The organism is Streptomyces sp. RGM 3693 (assembly GCF_050471125.1).
Classification (GTDB): domain Bacteria; phylum Actinomycetota; class Actinomycetes; order Streptomycetales; family Streptomycetaceae; genus Streptomyces.
In genome coordinates, this window is sequence record NZ_JBMPPQ010000003.1 from 483,864 (window position 1) to 507,454 (window position 23,591).

Annotated in this window: 23 protein-coding genes; 12 read left to right on the plus strand and 11 right to left on the minus strand. The window is 69.9% G+C overall.

The window, feature by feature from the left end; translation table 11 throughout:
- Positions 1–63: 63 nt before the first annotated feature.
- From ACO0M4_RS30785 to merB, 3 genes are all read left to right on the plus strand, one after another.
- Positions 64–840, plus strand: a complete 777-nt coding sequence (locus tag ACO0M4_RS30785; RefSeq protein ID WP_430374346.1) for a GNAT family N-acetyltransferase — start codon at positions 64–66, stop codon at positions 838–840.
- A gap of 25 nt (positions 841–865) precedes the next feature.
- Positions 866–1,249 carry a hypothetical protein gene (locus tag ACO0M4_RS30790; RefSeq protein ID WP_430374347.1) on the plus strand — a complete coding sequence of 128 codons (384 nt, stop codon included), beginning with the start codon at positions 866–868 and terminating at the stop codon, positions 1,247–1,249.
- A 234-nt stretch (positions 1,250–1,483) separates the two neighbouring features.
- A complete protein-coding gene (merB, locus tag ACO0M4_RS30795) occupies positions 1,484–1,720 on the plus strand; it encodes an organomercurial lyase (protein ID WP_430375327.1) in 237 nt (78 codons plus the stop codon).
- Positions 1,721–1,837: 117 nt separating this feature from the next.
- On the opposite strand, the gene ACO0M4_RS30800 is transcribed toward merB, so the two are convergent.
- The gene (locus ACO0M4_RS30800) at positions 1,838–2,935 is read right to left on the minus strand and encodes a response regulator (RefSeq protein WP_430374348.1); all 1,098 of its coding nucleotides are present in this window, start codon (positions 2,933–2,935) and stop codon (positions 1,838–1,840) included.
- A complete protein-coding gene (locus tag ACO0M4_RS30805) occupies positions 2,928–3,170 on the minus strand; it encodes a hypothetical protein (RefSeq protein WP_430374349.1) in 243 nt (80 codons plus the stop codon). Before ACO0M4_RS30805 ends, ACO0M4_RS30800 begins: the two co-directional genes overlap by 8 nt.
- 634 nt (positions 3,171–3,804) lie before the next feature.
- On the opposite strand from ACO0M4_RS30805, the gene ACO0M4_RS30810 reads away from it, so the two are divergent.
- The 3 genes from ACO0M4_RS30810 (at position 3,805) to ACO0M4_RS30820 (ending at position 5,436) form a co-directional block, all read left to right on the plus strand.
- On the plus strand, positions 3,805–4,836 hold the full coding sequence (locus ACO0M4_RS30810; protein ID WP_430374350.1) for a zinc-binding dehydrogenase: 1,032 nt from the start codon (positions 3,805–3,807) through the stop codon (positions 4,834–4,836).
- Between the two features lie 104 nt (positions 4,837–4,940).
- Positions 4,941–5,249: a DUF1330 domain-containing protein gene (locus tag ACO0M4_RS30815; protein ID WP_430374351.1), complete on the plus strand. Its 309-nt coding sequence runs from the start codon at positions 4,941–4,943 to the stop codon at positions 5,247–5,249.
- Entirely contained in the window at positions 5,224–5,436 is a 213-nt protein-coding gene (locus ACO0M4_RS30820; RefSeq protein WP_430374352.1) for a DUF1330 domain-containing protein, read from the plus strand. Before ACO0M4_RS30815 ends, ACO0M4_RS30820 begins: the two co-directional genes overlap by 26 nt.
- 197 nt (positions 5,437–5,633) lie before the next feature.
- Here the strand turns inward: ACO0M4_RS30820 and ACO0M4_RS30825 are convergent, their stop codons facing one another.
- On the minus strand, positions 5,634–6,836 hold the full coding sequence (locus tag ACO0M4_RS30825; protein ID WP_430374353.1) for a hypothetical protein: 1,203 nt from the start codon (positions 6,834–6,836) through the stop codon (positions 5,634–5,636).
- Between the two features lie 963 nt (positions 6,837–7,799).
- On the opposite strand from ACO0M4_RS30825, the gene ACO0M4_RS30830 reads away from it, so the two are divergent.
- Both ACO0M4_RS30830 and ACO0M4_RS30835 read left to right on the plus strand, forming a co-directional pair.
- On the plus strand, positions 7,800–8,474 hold the full coding sequence (locus tag ACO0M4_RS30830; protein WP_430374354.1) for an HdeD family acid-resistance protein: 675 nt from the start codon (positions 7,800–7,802) through the stop codon (positions 8,472–8,474).
- 426 nt (positions 8,475–8,900) lie between these two features.
- Positions 8,901–9,440 carry an adenine phosphoribosyltransferase gene (locus ACO0M4_RS30835; protein WP_430374355.1) on the plus strand — a complete coding sequence of 180 codons (540 nt, stop codon included), beginning with the start codon at positions 8,901–8,903 and terminating at the stop codon, positions 9,438–9,440.
- A 240-nt stretch (positions 9,441–9,680) separates the two neighbouring features.
- On the opposite strand, the gene ACO0M4_RS30840 is transcribed toward ACO0M4_RS30835, so the two are convergent.
- A complete protein-coding gene (locus tag ACO0M4_RS30840) occupies positions 9,681–11,138 on the minus strand; it encodes a hypothetical protein (protein ID WP_430374356.1) in 1,458 nt (485 codons plus the stop codon).
- Positions 11,139–11,391: 253 nt separating this feature from the next.
- Here ACO0M4_RS30840 and ACO0M4_RS30845 point away from each other — a divergent pair, with 253 nt between their 5' ends.
- On the plus strand, positions 11,392–11,994 hold the full coding sequence (locus tag ACO0M4_RS30845; protein ID WP_430374357.1) for a hypothetical protein: 603 nt from the start codon (positions 11,392–11,394) through the stop codon (positions 11,992–11,994).
- A 446-nt stretch (positions 11,995–12,440) separates the two neighbouring features.
- Here ACO0M4_RS30845 and ACO0M4_RS30850 read toward each other — a convergent pair whose 3' ends face one another.
- Complete coding sequence (locus tag ACO0M4_RS30850) at positions 12,441–13,340, minus strand: SGNH/GDSL hydrolase family protein (RefSeq protein ID WP_430374358.1); 900 nt, start codon at positions 13,338–13,340, stop codon at positions 12,441–12,443.
- 251 nt (positions 13,341–13,591) lie between these two features.
- Between ACO0M4_RS30850 and ACO0M4_RS30855 the strand changes: the two genes are divergently transcribed.
- The gene (locus ACO0M4_RS30855) at positions 13,592–14,782 is read left to right on the plus strand and encodes a PucR family transcriptional regulator (RefSeq protein WP_430374359.1); all 1,191 of its coding nucleotides are present in this window, start codon (positions 13,592–13,594) and stop codon (positions 14,780–14,782) included.
- Positions 14,783–14,786: 4 nt separating this feature from the next.
- On the opposite strand, the gene ACO0M4_RS30860 is transcribed toward ACO0M4_RS30855, so the two are convergent.
- Positions 14,787–14,945 (minus strand): hypothetical protein, encoded by a 159-nt coding sequence (locus ACO0M4_RS30860; RefSeq protein WP_430374360.1) that lies wholly within the window; start codon positions 14,943–14,945, stop codon positions 14,787–14,789.
- A gap of 329 nt (positions 14,946–15,274) precedes the next feature.
- Between ACO0M4_RS30860 and ACO0M4_RS30865 the strand changes: the two genes are divergently transcribed.
- The gene (locus ACO0M4_RS30865; RefSeq protein WP_430374361.1) at positions 15,275–17,005 is read left to right on the plus strand and encodes a serine/threonine-protein kinase; all 1,731 of its coding nucleotides are present in this window, start codon (positions 15,275–15,277) and stop codon (positions 17,003–17,005) included.
- A gap of 141 nt (positions 17,006–17,146) precedes the next feature.
- Here ACO0M4_RS30865 and ACO0M4_RS30870 read toward each other — a convergent pair whose 3' ends face one another.
- On the minus strand, positions 17,147–17,623 hold the full coding sequence (locus ACO0M4_RS30870; protein ID WP_100601953.1) for a (2Fe-2S)-binding protein: 477 nt from the start codon (positions 17,621–17,623) through the stop codon (positions 17,147–17,149).
- A gap of 45 nt (positions 17,624–17,668) precedes the next feature.
- Entirely contained in the window at positions 17,669–20,050 is a 2,382-nt protein-coding gene (locus tag ACO0M4_RS30875; protein ID WP_430374362.1) for a molybdopterin cofactor-binding domain-containing protein, read from the minus strand.
- 37 nt (positions 20,051–20,087) lie between these two features.
- Between ACO0M4_RS30875 and ACO0M4_RS30880 the strand changes: the two genes are divergently transcribed.
- Positions 20,088–20,513: a nitroreductase family protein gene (locus tag ACO0M4_RS30880; RefSeq protein ID WP_430374363.1), complete on the plus strand. Its 426-nt coding sequence runs from the start codon at positions 20,088–20,090 to the stop codon at positions 20,511–20,513.
- 55 nt (positions 20,514–20,568) lie between these two features.
- Here the strand turns inward: ACO0M4_RS30880 and ACO0M4_RS30885 are convergent, their stop codons facing one another.
- The 3 genes from ACO0M4_RS30885 to ACO0M4_RS30895 are packed head-to-tail and all read right to left on the minus strand — an operon-like array spanning position 20,569 to position 23,479.
- Positions 20,569–22,632: a M48 family metalloprotease gene (locus ACO0M4_RS30885; RefSeq protein ID WP_430374364.1), complete on the minus strand. Its 2,064-nt coding sequence runs from the start codon at positions 22,630–22,632 to the stop codon at positions 20,569–20,571.
- Positions 22,633–22,658: 26 nt separating this feature from the next.
- Positions 22,659–22,925 carry a hypothetical protein gene (locus tag ACO0M4_RS30890; RefSeq protein WP_430374365.1) on the minus strand — a complete coding sequence of 89 codons (267 nt, stop codon included), beginning with the start codon at positions 22,923–22,925 and terminating at the stop codon, positions 22,659–22,661.
- Positions 22,922–23,479, minus strand: coding sequence for a hypothetical protein (locus tag ACO0M4_RS30895; protein WP_430374366.1), 558 nt, complete (start codon positions 23,477–23,479; stop codon positions 22,922–22,924). The genes ACO0M4_RS30890 and ACO0M4_RS30895 overlap by 4 nt, the downstream gene beginning before the upstream one ends.
- Between the last annotated feature and the right edge of the window lie 112 nt (positions 23,480–23,591).

Sequence of the window (23,591 nt, forward strand, 5' to 3'; positions counted from 1 at the left end):
ACCGGGTGGGGCGGCGCCCAGTCGCCCCACCCGTGCACCCTGCAAGCGTCACAAGGAGCCCCCGTGATCGAGCTCTCCCCCAGACAAGCCACCGCAATGTCCCACTGGTTCGCCGCCGGGCCCCCTGGGGCGACGGCGCTGGCCGAACACGCGCTGGCCCCGGGAGCCGGTCGCTGGTGGGCCGACCGCCCCGTCGCCCCCCGAGCCGTCGCCGTGGCCTGCGCCGACCATCTGCTGCTCCGCGGCGAACCAACCGCCCTGGCCCCGCTCGCACTCGCCCCGTTCGCCGCGCACTACGTCCAGGCACCGGCCCGCTTCCTCCCCCTGCTGGGTTGCGCGTTCGACGGCCTCGCGCCGTGGGAGCGCATGGGGTACGTCCACCGCGTTCCCGTGGTGCCGCCACGCCCGCCCCGTGGGGTGACGGTGCGTCGGCTGACGCCCGCGGATGCTCCGGCGCTTGCCGCGCTGGGCGCCGAGTCGGCCTGGATTCACGCCAGTTGGGGAGGCCCGGCGGGTCTCGCAGCCTCCGGACACGGCTGGGCCGCCTTCGAGAAGGACCGTCTCCTCGCCATGGCCTGCACATACTTCCGCGGCAGCGCATACGAGGACGTCGCCTGCCTCACCGTCCCCGAACACCGCCGTCAGCGCCTCGCGCTCGGCTGCGTCACCGCCCTGTGCCAGGACATCGCCGCTCGCGGCCACACCCCCAGCTGGACCTGTTCGCGTGACAACCGCCCCAGTCGGCTCCTGGCTTGGACCGCCGGTTTCCGACTGGAGCACGAGTACGTTCACTACCGCACCGGGCCGCCCGCGCGCCGCGTCGCGGGGCTCGCCGCCTGAACACCACCGACGTCGAGGAGTCCTCTTGAAGCCACGCCGCACCGCCCGCGCCCCCCTCGCGTCGGCGAAGATCCTCAACGGCGGCCACGAACTGACCGTCCACGACCTGAAACGGCGAGAGGATTCCTTCACCCTGCACTACACCATCGCCCCGCCCCTGCCGGACGCCGGCGACACCATCCCCGTGCTGCTGTCCCTTGAGGCGACGGACGACATCGGCAACGAGTACGTCGACTGGGGCGGAGCCTACGGAGCCGCCGCCGACGGCACGCACACCCAAGGCAGCATCTCCGCGCAGCCGGCCCTCGCGCCCAGGGCAGGCGAGCTCCGCGTACGGCTCGTTTTCCTCCGCAACGGCGAGGAGCACCCCTGCCATCTGACGCTGCGCACCTCGGCCAGCGCCCGCTGAGGCCGCGCCCACCTCCGGTCCGGCCAACGCCCGCGGTGTGCTCCTCCACCCTCGGCTACCAAGCGGGCATCGCGGCCCTGGCCGCCGGACTGCTGTCACCGGTCGCCACCGTCGTCCTGGTCATCGTGACGCTCGCCGGCGCACTTCCGGTCCACCGGTCTCCGTCATCGCAGCGAAGAAGGCGCACCGCAGCCTGCCGGTCGAGGCCCGCACCGTCAGGTTCGGTGCGTGAGGATGCCGCCGCGCACCCGCCGAACGCGGGAGCCTGCCCAGGCGGTGGTGTTCGTCGGCCGTCGTGACGGCGAGGGCCCGGCGGCCTCGGTGTGCTGCGACACCCTGAACTTCTTCGCCTCCCGCGCCTCCGCCGAGCGGTGGACGGGCGAGCACCCTGAGGTGAAGGGGCAGATCGCAGACCAGGCCCACGCCGTGGACATCGGTATCCAGACCTTCGGCCGGCTGCTGGCCGGCTGACAGCCGCCGCGCTCGGTCTCCGGTTCCGTCGTCGTCCTCGTCGAGCCCGGGGACCGCAGGCGGCGAGGGCTCTACGGGCGTCGTCGGTGCGGGTTTCCGGCGATGCCCGATGGGCCGTTACTGGTCTCCGGCGAGGCGTCGTTGTTCGAGGTAGATGCCGGTGAAGACGGCGACTTTGGCTCGCAGGACCCAAGGGTCGAAGGGCTTGCCGATGTAGTCGACCGCACCGGCGGCATAGCCGCGGGCGGAGTGCTCGGGGTCGGTGCCCATGGCGGTGAGGAAGATGATGGGCACGTCGTGGGTGCGGGGGCGTCGTTTGATGTGGGCGGCGGTTTCGTATCCGTCCATGTCCGGCATCTGGACGTCCATGATGATCACCGCGAAGTCGTCGTGATCGAGAAGCGCTTTGAGGGCTTCACGGCCGGAGGGGACCGCGACCAGTTCCTGATCGAGAGTGGACAGGACCGCGGTCATGGCCAGCAGGTTGTCAGGCTGATCGTCGACGATGAGGACCTTGGGCATGGCCCGAGGCACCGCGGGTGTCACGGCAACGGCGGCCTTCTGCACCTGTTCGACCGCCTCCAACTGGCGTTCCAACAGAGCGCAGCGTTGCTCGGCCTCCTCGCGCCGCTGTTGCACTTCGTGCAACTGGGCCAACAGGCCGGTCACTTCGTCCTGTAGCTGATCGCGTTCGTGCAACAGCCCGGTGACGTCGGGGTTGGCCGCGGCCAGGCGCTCGGCTCGTTCGCGCTCCGCGCTCCATTCGGCTTCCAAATGGTTCAGGCGTACTTCCAGGTCGGCGATGCGGTGCTTGCGGTCCAGCAGGGCATCACCCAGTGCGTCACCGTGGGCGGTTGAACGGCGTGAGACGCGGTCGGCTTCGGCGAGTTGCTGCTCAAGAACTTCGACCGCGTGACGGGGTGAGGTGCTGGTTTCGACCGCTTCCCGGTGCAGGCGCCGCACCAGTTCGATGGCGTCCGGGGTGGCGGCCATACCGCGGTGCTCAGCGACGTCGGTGAAGAGGTCCATCACCACTTCCCACGGCGGGACGCGGCTACCGCTGAGGTAGCGCGAGAAGGTCCCGGCGTCTCGTACGCGCCTGGCCGCGTAGCGGCGTACCGAGACTTCCAGGCCCTCGAACAACTCCCGCAGGGCCCTCGCCAGCGCACGGGACTCCGGCGTCAAACTCTGCCCCAGGGGGCGCAGTTCACCCACGGATGCTCCCGCCCTTCGCCCGCTCCTTGCGCACAACCGGCCTTCCGGCGGCGGCATCCGGGGCGATGGCCTGGTTGAACACCGGCACGGCCCCGCCCGCAGCGGCAAGTCCGGAAAGGACGCCAGCCACCACTCCGTTGCCGGCCAGCACCGACAGCATGCCGGCCCCCACGCCGGTCAGCGCCGCAAGCAGCAGCACCAGCGCCGCCCGCACCGACACAAGCGAACGATCCATCGAACCTGCCCTCCTTCACCCGCCCCAGAGCGGTCGGAACGGCGCGCCCCGGGTGGGCCCGCCTTGCCATGCGCCACACAATGGCGCCAGGCGAACCCGTTGCGCCAGGCAACTGAGAAACCGGCAACACCCGATACCCGTTGCGGTACCGTCCGACGTCCCCGCAACGCTCCAGATGTGCAGCCCAGGGCCGCATTGCCGGTGAAGGTGTTGCGGCAACACCCGCGTGGCCGCGAACGTGGTGTTGACGCTTGACATCTGCGCCATCTGGAACATCTCGCCAAGGGACGCCGATCCGTACCCGCCGGAGATGTCCTCGATCGATCGTCTTCGTGCCCGCTTTGGCAGCCGATCGTGTCAATCGCTTGAGCCAACAGCGGTTCCAGAGCGGACTCTTGTCGGTTCATCAGATCCTGCCCATGCGCCAATCATTGTGCTCGCCAACTAACTTCAAGCCAGGTGACGATATTCTTGATCGCCAACGTAGGGGCGACGATGTTGGTCGTGAAGTGGCGTCCCCAGTGGGGGTGTTGGGGGGCGCGGATGCTATGGGGGCGCGGTAGGTGAGCGGTGCGGTGGCGCCTGGGCGGTGCTGGGCCGGATGACCGTGGCGAACTATGTCAGGAGGATGACGATGCGGGCAGCAGTGATGTTCGGGGCAGGGGACGTGCGGGTGAAGGAGGTGCCGGACGCCCGGCTGGGGCGGCAGACCGATGCGGTGGTGCGGGTCACCCACGCCGCGATCTGCGGTAGCGACCTGTGGCGTTACCGGAAGATGCCGGCGTCCCCGGGCGGAATACGGATCGGGCACGAGTTCATCGGCGTGGTCGAGGAGGTCGGCTCCGAGGTCGCATCCGTGCGGCGCGGTGATTTCGTCCTTGCGCCCTTCAAGTGGTCCGACGGTACCTGCGAGTTCTGTCGTGACGGCCTGCCCCCGTCCTGTCTGAACGGTGGGTTCTGGGGTGGGGAACTGGACGGTGGCCAGGGCGAGGCGGTCTGCGTACCGCAGGCGGACGGCACGCTCGTGCCGCTTCCGATGGGGCCGGACGATCCTCGTCTCCCCGCGGTGTTGGCCCTGTCCGATGTGCTGTGCACGGGGCACCACGCCGCCCTTTCGGCGCGGGTGCGGCCCGGTGTCACGGTCGCGGTGGTCGGGGACGGCGCGGTCGGCCTGTGTGGTGTGCTGGCCGCGGCCCGACTGGGCGCGGAGCACATCATCATGCTGGGGCGTCATGCCGGGCGAACGGAGTTGGCGCGCCGGTTCGGGGCCGTGGAGGTGGTGCCGGAGCGCGGAACGGAGGCCGTCGAGCGGGTCAGGGACCTGACTGGTGGGCACGGGGCGCACGCGGTCCTGGAGTGCGTCGGGACCGGCGAGGCCCTGCGGGACGCCTTGGACATGGCCCGTCCCGGTGGCGCCGTCGGCTACGTCGGGGTGCCGCAGGACGGCGAGGGCGTCGATGCGCGACGGTTCTACCGCCGCAACCTGGTCCTCGCCGGCGGCACCGCTCCGGCGAGGACATACGCGCCAGAACTCCTGCCGGATGTGCTGTCGGGACGTCTTGACGCATCCGCGATCTTCGACCGCACCGTCGGGCTCGACGGCGTCCCGGACGGCTACCGGGCGATGGCGGAACGCGAGGCCCTCAAGGTGCTCGTTCGCCCCTGATTCCCTGGTGCGCAGCGCGCCGTCCTGGTTGGTACCGATGTCCAACGACCAACCAGGCACGGTCGCCTTTGCTACGCCCCCGCCGGACGGACACACTGGCGACCGTGGCGATTACCTCGAAGGGAATCGCCCGCGCGGGCGCCCACCTCTACGTTCGGTTCGTCGTCCCACACGGGGACGCGGACGAACCGGTGGAGGAACCCAACGTGTCCGCTTATGGCTTCGCGCATCTACGCAGCCGTCGTCATCACTCCGATGTCTTGGAGTACTTGGAGCGCATCCAGGCCACCCTCGACCCCTTCCACGGGCGCTTCGTCATCCACGGCCCCCCGGCCGAGGTGCTGGAGGGAGTCTGGCTGGGCAGCATGGTGCTGATCGAGTTCCCCGATGTGGCTGGCCCGTGCCTGGTATGAGTCCCCCGCGTATCAGCAGATACTGCGACTGCGGACCGACCACGTCGAGGGGGACGTGCTGCTGATCGAGGGCGTTGGACCGGAGTATGACCCGCGTGAGCGGTCGCAGAAGCTCCAGGCAGAGGCGAAGCCAGAACCCGAACCGGAACCCGAGTCGGAGACAGGGGCGGCCGGGCGACGGCCCTGAGGCGTGATCGAACGAAAGGGCCTGGCGCACCCAACTGCCCACATCCAGCGGACCGACGGGTACGCCGCTCGCGACCACGCCGCCTTCGCAGGTACCTGCCGGATTCCCGTACCGCCGGATCTGCCCACGACCGAGCGGGGCGGTGGGGCAGCTCGGAGGCCGACGGCCGATCGCCCCTAACACGGACACCGGGGCCGTCAGCCGCTTCCGGTGAACTGCTGCCCCACCCCGAGTCGGCGCAGACCAGCGAGGACCTGCGGGTCCTGGGCGTCCAGCCAGTCGCAGAGCTGCCGGAAGGAAACCAGTCGGACGTCCTTGAGCCTGTCATCGGCTATGTGCTTGAGCGCCTCTTCGACGGCGTCCATGTAGATGCCGCCGTTCCACCGCTCGAAGTGGTTGCCGATGAAGAACGGCGCCCGGTTGGTCTCGTAGGCCCGGCGGAATCCGGAGATGTACGCCTCCGTGGCCTGCTTGCGCCAGCCCGGGTAGTTGGCCGGCGGCGCCTTGGTGGAGTTCTTGGACTGGTTGGCCAGGATGTTGTAGTCCATCGAGAGCACCTCGAAGGAGTGGCCGGGGAAGGGCATCTGCTGGAGCGGGAAGTTCCACACGCCCTGCTTCTTGTCGGGCCAGACCTGGAGACCGCCGGGCGAGCTGGCGTCGTACCGCCAGCCGCGCTTGCGCGCCGTGGGAAGCAAGTTGTCCTGGCCGAGCAGGCACGGCGTGCGGCCGCCGACCAGTTCCTTGCTGTAGTCGAAGGGCAGCGGGTCGAGGTCGGTGAAGCCGGTGTTGGTCCGCCATTTGGTGACGAAGGACATGGCCTGCTCGATCTCGTCGTCCCACTGGGCAGGGGTCCAGTGCGCGACCGAGCCTGAACTGGTGCCGCAGAAATGGCCGTTGAAGTGGGTGCCTATCTCGTGGCCCTCCAACCACGCCGCGCGCACGTTCGTAAGCGTCGCCCTGATGTGGTCGTCGTTGAGGTAACCGATGTCCGAGGCGCCCACGCGGTTGTTCGGCGGGCGGTACATGCGCTTCTTCGATTCGGGCAGCAGATACAGCCCGGAAAGGAAGAAGGTCATCGAGGCGTTATGGTCCTGGGCGAGCTTGCGGAACCGCGGGAAGAGGCCGTTGCCCACCTCGCCGGCGCCGTCCCAGGAGAAGACGACGAACTGCGGTGGCTTCTGGCCAGGCTCCAGCTTCTGCGGTGCGGGCGGCTGGTTGGGCTGCTTTCCGGTGTACGCGGTCGAGCCGTCTCCTATCGGCTTGCCCTGCGCCCCCTTTCCGGACTGGGTTCCGACCTTGTCGGAGGACGCCAACCCGGGGAATGAGCAGCCGGCTACGGAAAGCGCGGCGGCCGCTCCGACACCGAGTCCGAATATGTGCCGGCGGCTGAATTCACGCATAACGGTACCCATCGCATTCGTTCATAGTTCTGGCGTGTGGGACACCCCGAGAAGTGGGACGCCCAGAGAGATGGGGAGGCGGATACCTGATGTTCCGCTTCGACCCCGAGAAGGGAACTCTCAACGGAGAGTGGGCGACAGACTACGCTCCGAAGTCATTCGGAACGCCCCCCAATAGCCCCGAGTGCCCCTGAATACCCCCGTGGAATTCCCCGGGGTCGAATGGTCCCTGGGAGCCCTTGATAGCCCATCGCGCCTACCCAGCGCGGCTGAGCCTGTCCTTCACCGAAGCCACCGCGTACCCAAAGACGCAGAGGTCGAGAGCATCGGCGGCATGGTCCGCCATGCCTTTGCCCGAGCGCAACGCCGAAGTCAACGTCGATGTCGAAGCCGGAGCCGGAGCCGGAGCCGAAGCAGAAGCAGAAAAAGAAGTCGCAGTCGAAGTCGGCTACGGCATGCGTCCGTCCCCATTCCTGTGGCCAGCGCCCCGCAGACTGCGAGCGGCACCCCTAGGTAAGGAGCGGCCCCCGCAGCCCCTGCCCTTCTTCGTTCTTGGCTCTTGATTCCTCGCGGCCGTCCCGGCCCTCCCGGCGCAACCATCGTTGTCCGTCTTCTGCATGTCGTGCTCCCCCGATCGATGGGCGGACAGGAAGCTGAAGGCCGCAGCGGCCCTCAACCAACGCCCTTCGGCCCTTGGACAGAGATGACTCTGACGGAGATCACTAGCGCACCGATAACGCCTCACTAACAACCATTGCAGCGCGAGGCCATACCCGACAGGTCGCGCGGGCCCGTGGCAGGCGGCGCGGTGCATGGCGGAGTGACCTGCGGGAGGCTGCCGGAGGGTACGAACCGCTTCTTGCGCCGTACTGCCATGCCCTTCCCCGAGCGAAACGGGGCCGAATGGGTGACGATGAAGGTGTCCTCACTTGATCGTGTTGTTCCATGAGAGAGGTGGGCGGCATGTCATCCCCCTCCGATGCCGCGGGCAACAGCTCGCCACACCCCCGTGACACCTCCCCGGGAGGCGAAGCCTTGGGCGCCTTGGCGAACCTCGGCTGGCAGGCACTGATCACCATCGGCCTGGCATCGATCGCTTTGGGCGTGGTCGTCCTGGCGTGGCCGGGCAAGACGCTCCACGTCGTCGGCGTGGTCTTCGGCATCTACCTGTTGGCCAGCGGTGTCTTCCAGCTGGCCGCGGCCTTCGGCGCGCACGTTCCTGGACATCTGCGGGCGCTGCACTTCGTCGCAGGTGCGGTCTCCGTACTGCTCGGGCTCATATGTTTCCGGGGCACCCTGCAATCGATCCTGCTGCTCGCCCTCTGGATCGGATTCAGTTGGTTGATGCGCGGCATCATGATCACGGCGGCCGCGGGTTCGTCTCCCGCCATGCCCACACGTGGTTGGCAACTGTTCCTGGGAATCATCACCCTCCTCGCCGGCATCGTGCTGATCGTCTCGCCGTTCGGCTCGATCGCTGTGCTCGCCCTGGTAACGGGCATCATGGCCATCGTCCTGGGTGCGGTGGAGGTGTTCCACGCTGTCCAACTGCGCATTCAGGCCGGCCGGCTCACCCATGGCACCGCGCCCAAGCAGCGGCGGTCCCTGTTCCATGCGCACCCCCACCCACAGCACTGACCATTCACTCTCAGGATCCGTGGAGCCCACGGATCCTGAGAGTTGAACGGCGGGCCTCCGATCGCTGACTCGATCGCGATCGGAGGCCCGCCTTTCCATCCCGCCTTCGGCTTGACCCTTCGCACTCGCCGATCACTTGGGTGTATGCCTCCGACGGGCCCGACGGCCCAACCGGCCCCGACGGCGGCGAAGGCCACGAAGGCCCCGGAGACCCCGGGGACCCCGGGGACCCTCGAACTACCCCTCCCCGTACGGCAGTAGCCGCGGCGCGTCTGGATTGTTCCTCACTGACACCATCCTGCCGGTCTACGGCGGACATCTGGCACAGTGACCTCACCACTACACGCAAGCACCTCGAAGCGGACACCACCCGGCTCCGTGGTGCCCCCGCACAGCAGGTCGCCAAACTCAGCAGAGGACATCACCATGCCGCAGCCCACAACGCTCGCCGACGACCTCCTCAACGCCATCCGGATCTTCCCCGACTTCCCTCAACCAGGCATCCAGTTCAAGGACTTCACCCCCGTATTCGCGCAGCCCCAGCTGGTGCACCGCATAGCCGAGCACATCAGCGCCGCCTTCGGCGGACAGTTCGACCGAGTACTCGCTGTCGAGGCCCGCGGATTCATCCTCGGCACCACCCTGGCAGCCGTCGCAGACCGTCCACTGGCCCTCGCCAGGAAGGAGGGCAAGCTGCCCGGACCCGTTTTCCGCACCGAGTACCGACTGGCATACGGCACCGCCACCCTCGAACTCCAGCAGGACACCCTGACGCCCGGCGAACGCGTCCTGGTGGTCGACGACGTTCTCGCCAGCGGCGGCACCCTCGCCGCCGCAGCTGCGCTCATCGCCGAAAGTCGGGCCCAGGTCGCAGGGTTCGGCGTCGTCACGACCATCGACAGGCTCGGAGGTACGGCCCGCCTCGCCCCTGCACGGGTCTTCTCCGTCATACCCGAACAAGCCTGAACCACGTCGGCCGGCCGCCCCGCATGCCGCAGGGCAGCCGGCCGTCATCGTTGCCGCACCACACTCTGCCCGCCGGGGCGGAGAAGTGCGCGCTGCTGTGGTGCACGGCAGGCGATCCGAACTGGCGGCGGTCCGGGCGAGTCCTCGCTGCCGCCGCGAACGCCCCCGTCACACCCCGCCGAGCCCGGACTCGCGCTGACGCCGAACGGTCAGGTTCGCGAGGTCACCCAGTCCGCGAAGTCACGGCAGCACCTGGCGCGCCTCCACCATCTCCGCCCAGGCCAACCGCACTTCGTCGATGGCCTGAAGGTGCCCGCCTTCCTTCGCGCAGCGTCCGGCCCGCTCCAGCAACCGTTTTGCCTCCTTCCGCGCCACCCCGCCCCGTACGCGGGCCAGCGCAGTCAGTGCGAACGCCAGCGCCGTACCGCCGAACGGCTCGGCCAGTTCGACCGAGGCCAGCGCCAGCCGCTCGGCGTCCGCCCGTTCGCCGAGCAGCAGATGGAGTTCCGCGAGGTTGGCGCGCTCGAAGGCGGTTGCCGTGGGACGGCCCGCCTGTTCGGCCAGGGCCAGCGCGCGGCGCCCGTACGCCAGCGCGTCCCCGTGCCGCCCCGCTCGGCGCTCGGTCTCACGCAGTACGGACAGTACGGTGGCCAGCAGCGCCCAGTCACCGGACTCCTCGGCCGGTGCCAGCGCCGATTCGGCGGGGCCGACCGCCTCGTCGGCGAGACCGGACAGCCCCAGGCAGACGGTCTGCTGCGCGAGCGATCGGGCCAGCAGTACCGGATGGTCGGCCCCCTGCGCGGCTTCCGCACAGTGTTCCGCCGCCCGCGCGGCCGCCAGGCCCTCGTCGTAGCGACCGCGGTAGGACAGTACCGCCGAGCGTGCCATGTGATGCGCCGCCCGGATGTCGTCGGGGGCGCCGGGGCCGGGGGGATGGGCGCCCAGGACCGCCAGCGCCTCGTCCGCACCGCTTCCGCGGCCGAGCACCTCTGCCAGCCGGGCGGCGGCGAGGGTACAGGCATCGTGCAGCCCTTGGCGTTCGTAGGAGTGGAGTGCCTCGCGCACCAGGGTGACGGCTTCTTCGTACCGCCCCGACCGGTCCAGATGCAGCGCCCAGTCCAGCCGTACCCGCGCCGCGTCCGCCTCGGGCCGCAGCGTCCCGCCCCCGTGGGACCCGCGGTATTCGGCCAGTGCGCGCCGTAGGTCGGCTCGTCGTCGCGCCAGCCGGTGGCGGGCCGGTTCGGTCCAGGGGGCGTAGTGGTCCTCGGGCAGAAGTTCGCCGGTCAACGCCTCCAGCGCATGGACCAGTTCGCGGCGTCCGCCACGACTCAGGGCCCGCCGGGCGAGGGCTTCGGCCTCGTCGGTGTCCACGCGTACCGTGTCGGGCGCCAGTCGCAGCAGGTCGCCGTCGCCGGTCAGATACGCGGAGGTGCCGCGCGGTGGCAGCTCGGGCTCCAGCGCATGCCGGGCGGTGTGCAGCGCCACGCGCAGACTGCCCAGAGCGGCACGGAGTTCGGCGTGCGGCCAGCACACGGCCATGATCTGCTCGCGGTGCAGCGCATGATCCGGGGCGAGGGCCAGCAGCTTGACCAGAGTCCGGGCGCCGGGCCGGGACCAGCGCGCCACGAGCGGCGCCCCGGCCTCCCGTACCAGCCCGAACCCGCCGAGCAGGCGAATGCGCAGCAGTGGGGGATTCATGAGCCGGACACTCTAACTGGTTCCGAACCAGAGGGGTGGGCAAGGGAGTTACGCCAGCGTTACTGGCCGGATCTGATCGCTGGTCGGGGCACGTCGCCCCGGGCGTACCCGCGGGAACGCGTCAACATCGGCGGGCCTGCCTAGAGGTCGGGTGACGTGCGTTGACGATGCGACGAGGGGTTGCTGAGGATAGGCGCGTGCACAGCGCCCGGCCGGCAACGTCGCCCCCACCAACTGTCCTTGAGGAGGAAGCGTGAAGCGCTCCCATGCCCTTGCCGTGTCCGTTCTCGCCCTGGTCTCCGGTACGGCCGTGGCTGCCAACGCTGCCAACGCGGCTGGTACGGCCCACGATGGCCCGGTCGCCGCTCCCACGCGGCATTCCCTGTCCGCGGATGCGGCCTGGTGCGAGCAGCAGGGCGGCAAGGCGGAGACCCGTGTCCCCTATTACACCGGCACCGGCAACAAGATCACCCCGCTGGGCGGTGCGCGCGAGATGTGCATCTTCGCCGCCGGCGACGGCAGCCAGATCATGATCGCCGCGGACACGCTGGCCGCGGACAAGCCGACTCTGGCCGCGCTCGCCTATGTCCGCAAGCCCGACGGCCCGAGCAGCCCCGGCAACCCGTCCATCGCCTACTGCCAGGGCATCAACGGCACCGCCATGTTCGGGAACAAGCCCACGGACGGCGGCGGCTGGGGACCCAAGAACGAGACCGACCCGTCGAAGGCGACCTCCTCCTGCATGTTCGCCGACGGCTCGGTGATCGACGCCTGGGGGCTGAAGTACCACAAGGGCGGGGTGATCCGCGGCGCCGACCTGACGAAGAAGTTCCGCGCCGCCATCCCGGGCGCTTAACGCCGACCCGACCCGACCCGAGCCGTACCAGGCAATGGCTGCGGCTACGGCTATGACGGACAGCCGTACGTCTGGGCGGCAGGTGTCGCCGGCCGGCCTACGACTCGGCCGAGGCGGCCGCCTCGGATCGTGAGTTGTCCACAGGTCCGCACGGGATCTTCGCGCGACCCCTACCGTGTTGCCTACAGTCGATCACGGGGGTGCACGATGCGGTACGGCGTGGTGAGAGAAGTGCGGACCGCGGGCTCGCTCGCAGGGCCCGCCCACGCAGACCGGCCGGGCGGGCCGAAGAGTGCGCGCAGCGCCCCGCCCCGCCGGATGAGATCCAACGGGGCGGGGTGCGCCAGCAGCGTCCGGTACTACGCCAGGTCACTGCGCGTCGTGGGGGACGTGGTCGGGCGTTGCCACCGTGCGGCGGCGGATGGCGCAGCGGACGGTGGGGTGGCTCAGCGGCCCAGTGCCCTCAACACCGCTTGTGCCATGGCGCGTTCACCGGTGGCATTGGGGTGCAGCGGCGCGGCCGGCGAGGTCGGCACGAGACCCTCGATCCAAGGGGACGCGGAACAGCTGTCGTGGCCCTTGGTCGGCCCGAGGGTGTCGACGTACGTGGCGCCCGCCGCGGTCGCGGTCTTGGCCACTTTGTCGTTGAGCTCGCCGATGACGGAGCGCAGGAAGCGGAGATCGCCGGTCGTGACGGGCATCTTGCCGAAGCACTTCATCGGGTCGTCCGGGAGCACCGCTGGGTAGCCGACGACCACCACCTTGACCTTGGGAGCCTTGACGGACAGCTTGTGGAGGCCCGCAGCCAGCTGCGCTGCCCCCGAGTCGAGCCGCTTACTGAGCGTGTCGCCGTAGAAGTCCCGACAGGGCGCTCCGAAGGGATCGGTCACGGCCAGCGCCGTGCAGGCGACCACGACGTCGACGAAGCCGACGTCGGAGGTGCCGAGGTCGTTGCCGCCGAGAGTGAGGGTGACCAGGGACGTGTCGGGCGTGACGGCGTCGAGCTGGGGGCCGTTGACGACGATCCCGGCATCGGTCTGGGACGTGGTCAGGGCGCTCACTTTGGCGCCGGCGCAGGTCTTGTCCACGTACGAGGACGGGGACAGGGCCGCGGCGACGAGGTGGCCGTAGTTGTGGTCGGAGCGCAGACACAGTCCTGCGGACTGTGCGGGTACGCCTGCCCCGGCGGCGTAGGAATCCCCGAGGGCCACGTATTTTCCTGTCCCGGCCGGGGCCAGGGTCGCGGCATGAGCGGGGGCGGGGGTGGTGGCCATGGTCAGGGCTGAAGCGAGGAGCGCGGCGCCCGTCAGTACGGACGCGCACCTCCCGGTGCCGGTAATGCGCACGGCGTCGGCAGTAACGGCAGTGCTTGCGGTAACGGCAGTGCTTGTGGTGCGGGTTGTTGCGGCTCTGAGCACAGTTCCTCCTGGGGAGGCAACACGACGGAATTCGGCCCGATACCGGCCGGTAACGTCCTCGTATCGTGGCGGCCGGACACCTCGCGGGCCATGTGCCGACGCACAGCACCTCACCTGCCCCTGTTGTCCCAGGGCACAATTCACCCCCTCCCCCACCCGGCCCTTTGTAACCTGCGGAGATGAGCCGCACGCCCGACGCACCCGCCGAAATCGCCCCCATAGCGGCTTCGTTGCTGACCCGCACCGAGGAAGTGGGCGCCCGAATGGCCCGCCGCATCCGCGCCCAGGTGACGTACTACCGAGGCGACGAGCACGTCTCCTTCGAGGAGTTGACGGCATCGTGCCGACGCAACTGCGAGCAGGTGCTCCAGCAGCTCGTCGACGGCCGCGGCGGGGACATGGCGCCGGCGCAGGAGACCGGCCGCGAACGAGCGCGCCAGGGAACCCCGTTGGCCGAGCTGCTGCACGCCTACCGCGTCGGGTCCGAGGTCCTGTGGTCCGCGATCGCCACCGAAGCCCGCTCCGCCCAGGGCCTCACCACCGAAACGATCATGTCCCTGGCCGCGTGGTGGGTGAACGGAGGTCTCGCCGCGGCGGCCAGCGATGCGTACCGCGAGGAGGTCTCCGAGCTGGTGCTGCAACGCGAGCGGGAACGGTCGGCCATGGTCGAGGCCCTGTTCACCGGCCTGCTCACCGACCGTACGACGCTCTGGGAGGCCGGCGATGTACTGGGCCTGCCGACCGGCGGACCCTATGTGGTGATCGCCGCCGAAGTCCCCGGCCCCGGCCGGGAGGCACTGCCCGGAATCGAGGCACACCTCCACGCCGAACGACTGCGGTCGGCCTGGCGCCTACTGCCGGACCTGCACGTCGGCGTGGTCGCCGTCCAGCACCCGGGAGCCGATGAGGCGGTGGTGCGCGTCCTGGAGCGATCGCTCGCCGTCCGCGTAGGCGTCAGCCCCTCGTACCGAGACCTACGGGAGACCCCCAGGGCCCTCCGGCTCGCGCGGCTGGCGCTCACCGGTGCACGCGGTCGCCCCTCGGGCATCGCACGCTTCGACAACAGCCCGGCCGCGCTACTGGTGGCAGCGGCTCCGGACGAGGCGGGGCGGATCGCCCGCGCCGTCCTCGAAGGCGTACTGCGGCTGCCGGCCGGCGAGCGGGACCGCCTGCTGGGGACCCTGGAGTGCTGGTTCGCCGCGGCCGGCTCGGCGGCCGCGGCGGCGCAGCTCCTGTATTGCCACCGCAACACCGTCCGCTACCGGCTGCACAGACTGGAGGCGCTGACGGGGCGCTCGCTGCGCGATCCCCGGGCGGTGGCCGACCTCTCGGTCGCCTTGCATGCGCTGCGGCTGACACCCGGCGAGTAGCTCGTCACCGCCCCGGACCGCCACCGACCACCACCAGACCGAATTCGTCCCGCCCGACCACCGCTAGGTGCGCGAACCGCCTCGTCAGCACCTCAGCGGCTAGCAAACCGGACACCCCGGCTCCCACCACCACCGCATTCCCCATCGCGTCGGCCGTCAACACGCACCCCTCCTGTGTGGACAGACACGGACGGCGCTCGCGATCGACAGACAGTGCTCACGGAAGGGGCTCACGGAAGGGGCGCCGGATCCAGGCAACGGTCGATTCGGCCTAGGGGGCTTCACCCTGAACCGTGGACCCCGTTTGCCATGTGGCGGCGGTCAGCGTAACTGAGCGCTCTATCAGGCTTGAGCATCAGGTGTCCTGCCTGCCCTGTTTCTCCTGTCTGTCCTGTCTCACAGGCGGCGAGGCGAGGTCACCACGGCCCACGGCGGACCTGGGCACACCGTTCGCTAAGATTTCGATCTTGTTCGTGATCACGTAAAACGGGGGTGGGTTCCATCGAAGGCAGCAACAGCGACGCACTGCGCTCGCTGGCGGCGGACGAACCACAGGAGATTTCCGGCTACCGACTGCTCGCTCGGATCGGCGAGGGCGGCATGGGCTCCGTCTATCTCTCGCAGACGCGCGGCAACCAGCCCGTTGCCCTCAAGGTGATCCGCCGCGAGTACGCGGGCGACGCGGAGTTCCGCCGCCGTTTCCAGCGGGAAGTGGAGGTGGCCCAGCAGGTTCGGGGCAATCACCTGGTTCCGGTGGTGGACCACGACGCCCACGGTGAGCAGCCATGGCTGGCCACGACGTACGTACCGGGGCTGGCGCTGGACGACGTGCTGGATTCACATGGCCCGCTGTCGCTGCCGACCACGTTCCAGCTGGTGGCACGGGTGGCACGGGCGTTGGAGACCGTGCACTCCGCCGGTGTCATCCATCGCGACCTCAAGCCCGGCAACATTCTGCTCGACGCGAACGGGCCGTGGGTGATCGATTTCGGGATCGCCCGGGCCGCCGAAGCCACCCAGCTCACGCGGAGCGGCGGCTTCATCGGCACCCCGCAGTTCATGTCGCCCGAGCACGGCCTCGGGGCCGAACTGACCCCGGCCACCGATGTGTTCTCCCTCGGCCTGATCGCCGCTGTCACAGCTACCGGCCGGCATCCCTATGGCGCGGGCGGCGCGCTGACCATGGCCACTCAGATCGCCAACACCGCCCAGCGACCGCCGGAACTGTCCGGCTACCCGGAAGCCCTCCGGACGTTGCTGGCACGCACTCTCGCCGCGGAACCGGCGGCCCGTCCCACGCCGGGCGAGGTTGCGGAGTTGTGCGAGCGGGCGCTGGCAGGCACCTCACGTGACCTGAAGGACTGGCTGCCGACCGAGCTGGCAGCGGCGATCGCCCACCGGAAACGCCAGGCGGACCGCGCGCTGGCGGAGTCGGCGCCGGCCCGGCCGGACGCCATGCCCCGGCGGCCGGCCACCTATGTGCCCACACAGGCATCAGGGCCCTCCGACGGCGGACCGGGTGGCTCCGTTCACACCGCACCCACTCAGGCCGCGAGCGCGCCCAGGTCGGTCCCTCCTGAAGCCGCCCCGTCCGTGCCCCTGTGGCGTCGACGGGCCCCGCTGGCCATGGCTGCGGCTGTGGCCCTGGTCGTCGCGGCCGGCGCGGTGTGGGCAATGTCCGGCAACGATGCGTCCGGGAACGGCGCCAAGGCCCATGCGGGTGCGAGCCACGGCGCAAGCGGCAAGGCCACGGACACCGGGCCGAGCCCGAAGCACCCGAAGGCCGGGGCCGGGGTCCCGAAACGGCCGTACGAACCGGTCTTCAGGGACCGCCCATTGGTCATCGGCCCGCCTGCCACTGGCGAGTTGATTACCGTCGACCTGGACGCACCCAAGGTGTCACCGAACGGCGAGATCGGCGACCACGACGCCGAACTCACCTACATTCAGCAGTATCTGACCTTCCAGACCCCCACTGCCAAGAGCCCGGGTACGACGCCGGAAGCATGCCGGGAAGCGGTTGACACCGCTCCGCTGCCCTCGGAACTCAGCAATACGGCTCTGATCAAGGAGAACCCCGTTACGCCGGGCGACGTGCTGTGCACGGTCACCTCCAAGGGCAATCTCGCGATGCTCAAGATCACCAAAGTGACGCCCACCGGGCAACCGTTCGACCCGCCCGGCTACATGGGTCGGCTCACCCTGTGGAAGCCATCCGCCTGAGAGACCGACAGGGGTCCGTCGACGCGGTGCAGGCCCGGTTTCCGCCGGGCCTGCACTGTGTCTGGGACCGCCCGAACCTGATCCTTCCGGAAGCGCGAAGCGCGGACCCAGCCCCCACTGCCACGGTGGACTGTGACTGGGCTAGAAGTGCTTGGCCCCCTCCGCGATGGCCTCGCGGATGCGGTGGTAGGTGCCGCAGCGGCAGACGTTGCGTATCTCGTCCAGGTCGGCCTCGGTGATCTCGTGGCCGGCGGCACGGGCCTGCTTGACCTTGGCGACCGCGGCCATGATCTGGCCGGGCTGGCAGTACCCGCACTGGGCGACGTCGTACTCCAGCCATGCCTCCTGCATGGGGTGCAGGTCCTTGCCGACGGTGGCGGGCAGCCCCTCGATGGTGGTGATCTCGTCGTCCGGTCGGACGTTCTTGACCGGTACGGAGCAGGGGTTGAACGCCTTGCCGTTGATGTGGCTGGTGCATGCCTGGCAGACGCCGAGGCCACAGCCGTACTTCGGTCCGGTGACGCCCAGGACGTCGCGCAGCACCCACAGCAGCCGCACATCGTCCTCGACGTCCGCCGTGACGGGCTTGCCGTTGAGGATGAAGGTGTGTTCGGGCACGGTCGCTCCTTGCGCTCCTAGTAGGCCGCTTCCAACGGGCCGCTTCTAGTAGGCGCGGTCCAGGCCGTCGGTCGGCGATTGCGGGATCGGGGGGACGGTCGGCAGCGGCTCGAAGCCGAGCGGGCCGGAGTGGTTGAGGGGGAACGTCGTCGGCATGGTGCCGGTGGCCGCGCCGTACGCGCAGGCGACCGCGGCCGAGGCGGCGCCGACCGCCAACTCCCCCGCGCCGCCGGGCTTGCCGCTGGTCGGCGGCATGACCACGATCTCCAGCTCCGGCGGGGTGTTCCACTGGCGGGTGTAGAAGTAGTTGTCCCAACTGCCCTCCAGGAACGTTCCGTCCTTGAGGTGCAGACCCGAGGTGAGCGTGATGGCGATGCCGTCCATGATTCCGCCCATCATCTGGGCCTCAAGGCCCTTCGGATTGACGGCGAGGCCGACGTCGACGGCGCAGACGACCTTGGTGACGCGTGGGCCGGTGTAGGCGTCGGGGACGTGCCGACCGGTGGTCTCCGGGCGGCAGTCGATCTCGGCGAGTACGGCGACCACCCCGTGGTATTCGGGGTGTACGGCGATGCCCTGCGCCATGCCGGCCGGCAGCTGCCGTCCCCAGTCACCGAGTTCCGCGACCTTGTCCAGTACGGCCCTGGCCCGGTCGTCCTTGACGAGCTGCCGGCGGAAGTGGAGGCGGTCCTTGCCCATCTCGTCCGCGAGCCGGTCGATGATGAGTTCCTGCGCGCACCGGACGTTGGGCGAGTAGATGTTGCGCATGCTGCCGGTGTTGAAGCCCTTGTCCACCTCGTTGAGGAGCTGGGTGGTGAGTCCGAGGTGGTAGGGCGACTGCTGGGTGAGCGTGAAGATGGTCTCGGAGAAGGTGAGGTCGCCCACCGGCAGCCTGGCGGCCGACGCGGTGATGATCTCTCCCAGTCCGTGGCCGAAGTCGGTGGACACGGAGGTGTGCCGCTGTTCGTACGTGAGCACCTTGCCCAGGGCGTACGTCGCCCGTACGCGCGAGGTGGCCATCGGATGCGTACGCCCCTGCCGGAACTCATCGGTGCGGTGCCACATGAGCTTGACCGGCTTGCCCATCGCCTTGGAGGTTTCGGCGGCTTCGAGTGCGGCATCGGAGAACAGCTTGCGGCCGAACGAGCCGCCGCCTTCGGTGACATGCACCGTGACCGCATGCGGCAACAGGCCGAGCTTCGCCGCGATGGTCTCCTGGGCGACGATCGGTGACTTCAGAGCCGCCCAGATCTCGGCCCGGTCCGACCGCACGTCGGCCACCGCGCAGTTGGGCTCCAGTGCGCTGTTGCTGGCGAAGTGGAAGGTGAAGGAACCCTCGACGGTCTTGGCCAGCGGGTCCAACTTCGGTACCACGAGCGGGACTTCCGCCGCCTTCAGCTCACGCAGGACCGTGTCGTCGGACGCCCGTTCCGCCGTCCCCGGGCCCCAGTCCACCTTGAGCGCGCGCACCGCGTCGATGCACTGCCCGAACGTGCGGGCGCGTATCGCCACGCCCGTCGAGATGGTCGCGACGTCGGTGACGCCAGGCATCGCCCGTACCGCCGCGAGGTTCTGCACCGACCGCACCGTGCCGTTGATCGTGGGCGGGCGGCACACCATGGCCGGCGATGCGCCCGGCACGTGCAGGTCCATGGCGAACTGCTTGCGGCCGGTCACGCTCTCCCGCGCGTCGACCCGGTTGCGTGCGGTGCCGATGACGGAGAAGTCGGAGCGCGGTTTGAGGTCGGTGGCGACCCGTACGGTCGTCCGGCTCGCGGCCTTCTCCGCGAGCGAACCGTAGGTAGCGCTCCTGCCGTTCGGGGCGCTGATCACACCGGCCTTGCTGGTCAGCGTGGATATCCCGGCGCCGAGCAGGTCGGCCGCGGCCTCCAGGAGGCGCTTCCTGGCGATCGCCGCGGCGACGCGGATCGGTGTGTAGGTGGAGATGGTGGTGTTGGAACCGCCGGTGAGCTGGTTGAAGAGCAGCTCCGGGCGTGCGTCCGCGAGGGTGACGCGGATCTTCTCCAGCGGCAGGTCCAGTTCCTCGGCGATCAGCATTGCGGTGGAGGTGGTGATGCCCTGGCCCACCTCGGCGCGCGGCAGGGCGAACGAGGCCGTGCCGTCGGCGTGTACGTGGATGGTGATGAGGGCGGCCGTCGGCAGCGCCGCAGCGGTGAGCATGTCGTTGAGGTCGAAGATTTCGGTCAGCTCGGGGAGTGCGGCGGTCGCGGCGTGCGCCGGAGTGGTGCCGATCGCCGCTTCGCCCAGTTGAGCGGCGACCGCGAGGGTCGGCGCCGCCAGGACGTAGCCGAGGAACCTCCGGCGGCCGACCCCGCCTTGGGTGCGCTGCTCGCCCAAAGTGTCCTGGGTGCCTGGGGCAGCGGCCTCGGCGTGCTCCTGTGTCAGACGATCGTGAACGTCCATCATCTGTCCTCTCGCGGAGCATCATTGACCGGCCTACCGGATGGTAGCGAAAGCATGCGCACGACAAAACTGCGGGGGCGGCAAGTCGTTGACTTCGGTGCGCCCAGGCACATCTCTGCCGCCGGTACGCACGCGGAGTGTCGATCCGTCAGCATCCGCCAACCCTGGTTGGCGGAGCCGGGTTGGTGGCAAGATCTGCCGGCACATCGACACGGGGATGGCCGCACTCCTCATGCTGCTGACCGCCGTCGACGAAGAACTCGGTGCCTGCTTCTTCGGCGTCATGCCCGAACAACTACAGCCCTTCCGAGTCGAGTTCGGGGTTCCCGACGAGTACGACCCCATCGGCGGGATCACGGTCGGCTACCGCGCCGACGACCTCCCGGCGCAGAGTGCCCGGGGCTCCGAACGCCGACGTGCTGCGGACGAAGTCGTCCACCGCGGGCACTGGGGACGACACAGCTGACGGAACAGAACCGCCTTCAGATCGCCGGATCGTGGCCGTGCTTGAGTGCTCTCGGTCAGCCTTCCGTGGCCGGGCCGGTGCCAGTGCTGCTGCCCGTCCCGGCGCCGGTGCCTGTGCCGGTGCTGGTGCCCGCGCCGGTGCCGGTGGGGCGGTCGGCATGCGGCGCGCGGTCGCGCAGGCCGACCCAGGCCGGGATGAGCAGCAAGGCCAGGGCCACGGTCCAGGCCGTGATCCTCGGTGCCGCAGTCACCGCCAGCGCCAGATCGGGCGGCACTCGGCAGGCCACGTGGTCGGTGCCCCACCGCACACAGGCGAAGTGCTCGCGTGCGGTGAAGGCGGCCAGCGGCAGCAGCAGCCCCGCACCGAGGGTGCCGAGGATTCCGTGCAGAGCACGCAGTTCGCCGCACGCCTGGCGCCACGCGACGACGAAACCGACAGCGAGTTGCAGCAACACCGCGAACGCCACCGCATAGAGGGCGAAGACCGCGCCGACCCGTTCGATGGCCCAGGGGAAGGCCACGGCACAGGCCAGATGCCACAGCCACAGTCCGAGCCCGGCAGCGGCACCGAAGGCGACGCCCTGTGTCAGGGCTTGCAGGGGGCGCAGTCGCGGCGGAGCGAGGAGCGTCGCCGAGGTCTCGGCCGAGACGGCCTGGAGCAGGAACCGTTCGGGCCCTGCGGTGGGCGCCTCGGCGCGAGTGCGCTCGGAGAGCCGTACGCCGAGCCGTGCGGCAAGCGGGATCCCGACCGTGGCCACGACCAGCGCGATGACCCAAGGCGGCGGTGTGAGCACGGCGGTCGTGGAGAACACAAAACCCAGGTAGTTCAACGGCGTTGGAAGGAGGTTCAGCGGGCGCGGCAGCGACAGCAGCTCGAAGCCCGGAGCACCGGCGGCGTATGCCTGTCCCAGCCAGACGCTCAGCAACGCCACGCCGGCCGCGCATCCGCCGACGGCCACCAGCCGGGGACGCCGGCGGGCCAGCATCACGGGTGCCCACACCCGTGCGGTCGCCTCGTTCCACCGAACGAATCCGTAGCCGGCGACCCCGAGGAGCAGCCACCACGCCAGCTGGACCGGCAGCGAGTCGGCGACGCCGAGGGCCAGCGCGGTGTTGTGGATCTTGTCCCCGAAGGTGCCCACGATGAGCCCGGCCGACATGGCGAGCCCGGTGCGATGGGCGTCTTTCCACCGACTGTGGTTCAGGCGTGCGGCCAGCGTCGCGCGCCAGATGCCCATCGCCACGCCGCCGCCCAGCAAGACGGAGGGGACGACGGCGGTCAGCGGGCCGCCGCGGTCGACGAGCCGGGTGGCCGCCTCGGTCCACTCCACCACCTGCTGGTAGACGAGAGAGCAGGTCAGGGCCAGTCCGAACGCTTCCCGGGGACCGAAACCGAACAGCAGCCGCGGGTCGCTCAGTGCCGCCAGCCGCTTTGCGGCGGTGGGATGCGGGCGCAGGAAGGCGGGGAGGCGGCGCCCAGGCCGTTCGAGGCCGTACTGAGCTGCGAGCACGCGTCGTAGTGAGGGGGCTCCGCGGGTCCAGACGGCGACCCGGGCGTCCGCGTACAGTTCGCGGCTGCGCAGCACCGCGGTGCTGGTGAGGACGACGGTGGCCGCGAGTGCGCACTGGGTGAGGACGTGCAGCAGTTGGTAGAGCAGGCTCGTGGGCAGCAGCAGCCACCCGACCAGTAGCGCGAAGGGTGCGGTGACGGCAAGGGGAACCGCGACGGCTGCGACGAACGGCCGGTAGCAGATGAGCGTGAGGAAGGCGATGTCCACGTCCCGGTTGCGCAGGTGCGCCAGTTCGTGGAGGACTATCGCGCGGAAGGCCCCGGGATCCCGCCGGTGCAGTTGCAGCAGTCCGGCGCTGAGCATCACGTAGCGCCGACCGACCCGGCCGAAGGCGAGCCCGGTGGGGGCAGGGTTGCGCCAGTCGACGACGAAGCACACCCGGCACCGCAGCTCTGCCAGTGCCACCAGCTCGTCGAGCGTTCCCCGGATGTCGGTGCATCCCGTGGTCGGCAAGGGCCGCAGTCGGCGCCGGCGGAGCCGGTAGACCGGCAGCAACCAGTAGACGACGCCGACGGCCAGCCACAGTGCCCCCAGGGCCGACAATTCCATGGCGGTTTCGTTGCCGAAGTTCGGCATCAGGCACTTGCGGATGGGTCGCCGGGGTGGGTGGCCGTGTCGTGGAAGTTCGCTGCTGCGCAGGTGACGGCTTCGGTCATGCTGCCCAGATCGCCGCCCAGCCCGAAGTAGGCGGCTGTGCCGGCGACCCCGCCCAAGGCCGCCGCCATGGCTGTGGTCGTGCTCAAGATGAGCAGCGCGAACCGCAACGAAGTCCCCGACGGCATCCGGAAGGGATGCGGCATGCCCACGGGAGCGCCGACCCCGGAAGGCGGCGCACCGCTCATGAGGTGTTCTCCTCCCCGTCTGCGGCCGGCGGCGGTGCCTGTACCCCGCCGAGGATGGCGTCCGCCAGCAGCGTCGCCTGTGCGGGCGGCAGTCCCAGGGCGGTGGCACGGTCATAGGCGATCCGCCGCAGTCGCTCCAGATCCTCGGCGCGGGGGGCCTCCCGGCCGTTCCGCTGCCCGTTCTGTTCCACGGCGCGTGCGGCGCCGGGCGCGGCGAACGGGTTGTCCGCACCGCCGGCCTCGCCGGCGTCACGCCGCGCCCGGCGCCGCCACCAACCCCGCTGCCGCTCCTGGCGCATGACATCGGTGGCGATGTTCCCCGCAACGGCCGCTGCGACCGGCAGCGCGAACTGCGTCAGCGTCCCGATGACGACGGCATCGATGCCGATCCCCAGCGGCTCCTGCCGGGCCTTCCGGTGCTCCCGCCTCGGATCGTCGAAGTATGCCTGGGCCGTCTCCTCGAAGAGCGCCAACTCCTCCGGCGCCAGGCGCCGCACGGCCTCCCGGGCCAACTCCCGGGCCCGTTGTGTCTCGCCGTCCCCCCACGCGCCCACCGGCAGCCCCCGTCTTCTCTTCGCCAGCCCCGCCGTACGAGTATCGACCCCCAACTCACCGCGCGGTCAAGCCTTTTGGCCGTTCTTGCCGCACCCACGGCACCGTCCGCCG

What these genes read in the sequence shown, in the direction of transcription:
- ACO0M4_RS30875 (WP_430374362.1), bottom strand. Translation starts at nt 20,050, where the DNA reads ATGATGGACGTTCACGATCGTCTGACACAGGAGCACGCCGAGGCCGCT.
- ACO0M4_RS30890 (WP_430374365.1), bottom strand. Translation starts at nt 22,925, where the DNA reads ATGAGCGGTGCGCCGCCTTCCGGGGTCGGCGCTCCCGTGGGCATGCCG.
- ACO0M4_RS30810 (WP_430374350.1), top strand. Translation starts at nt 3,805, where the DNA reads ATGCGGGCAGCAGTGATGTTCGGGGCAGGGGACGTGCGGGTGAAGGAG.
- ACO0M4_RS30820 (WP_430374352.1), top strand. Translation starts at nt 5,224, where the DNA reads ATGTGGCTGGCCCGTGCCTGGTATGAGTCCCCCGCGTATCAGCAGATA.
- ACO0M4_RS30880 (WP_430374363.1), top strand. Translation starts at nt 20,088, where the DNA reads ATGGTAGCGAAAGCATGCGCACGACAAAACTGCGGGGGCGGCAAGTCG.
- ACO0M4_RS30830 (WP_430374354.1), top strand. Translation starts at nt 7,800, where the DNA reads ATGTCATCCCCCTCCGATGCCGCGGGCAACAGCTCGCCACACCCCCGT.
- merB (WP_430375327.1), top strand. Translation starts at nt 1,484, where the DNA reads ATGCCGCCGCGCACCCGCCGAACGCGGGAGCCTGCCCAGGCGGTGGTG.
- ACO0M4_RS30835 (WP_430374355.1), top strand. Translation starts at nt 8,901, where the DNA reads ATGCCGCAGCCCACAACGCTCGCCGACGACCTCCTCAACGCCATCCGG.
- ACO0M4_RS30855 (WP_430374359.1), top strand. Translation starts at nt 13,592, where the DNA reads ATGAGCCGCACGCCCGACGCACCCGCCGAAATCGCCCCCATAGCGGCT.
- ACO0M4_RS30805 (WP_430374349.1), bottom strand. Translation starts at nt 3,170, where the DNA reads ATGGATCGTTCGCTTGTGTCGGTGCGGGCGGCGCTGGTGCTGCTGCTT.
- ACO0M4_RS30885 (WP_430374364.1), bottom strand. Translation starts at nt 22,632, where the DNA reads ATGGAATTGTCGGCCCTGGGGGCACTGTGGCTGGCCGTCGGCGTCGTC.
- ACO0M4_RS30840 (WP_430374356.1), bottom strand. Translation starts at nt 11,138, where the DNA reads ATGAATCCCCCACTGCTGCGCATTCGCCTGCTCGGCGGGTTCGGGCTG.
- ACO0M4_RS30825 (WP_430374353.1), bottom strand. Translation starts at nt 6,836, where the DNA reads ATGCGTGAATTCAGCCGCCGGCACATATTCGGACTCGGTGTCGGAGCG.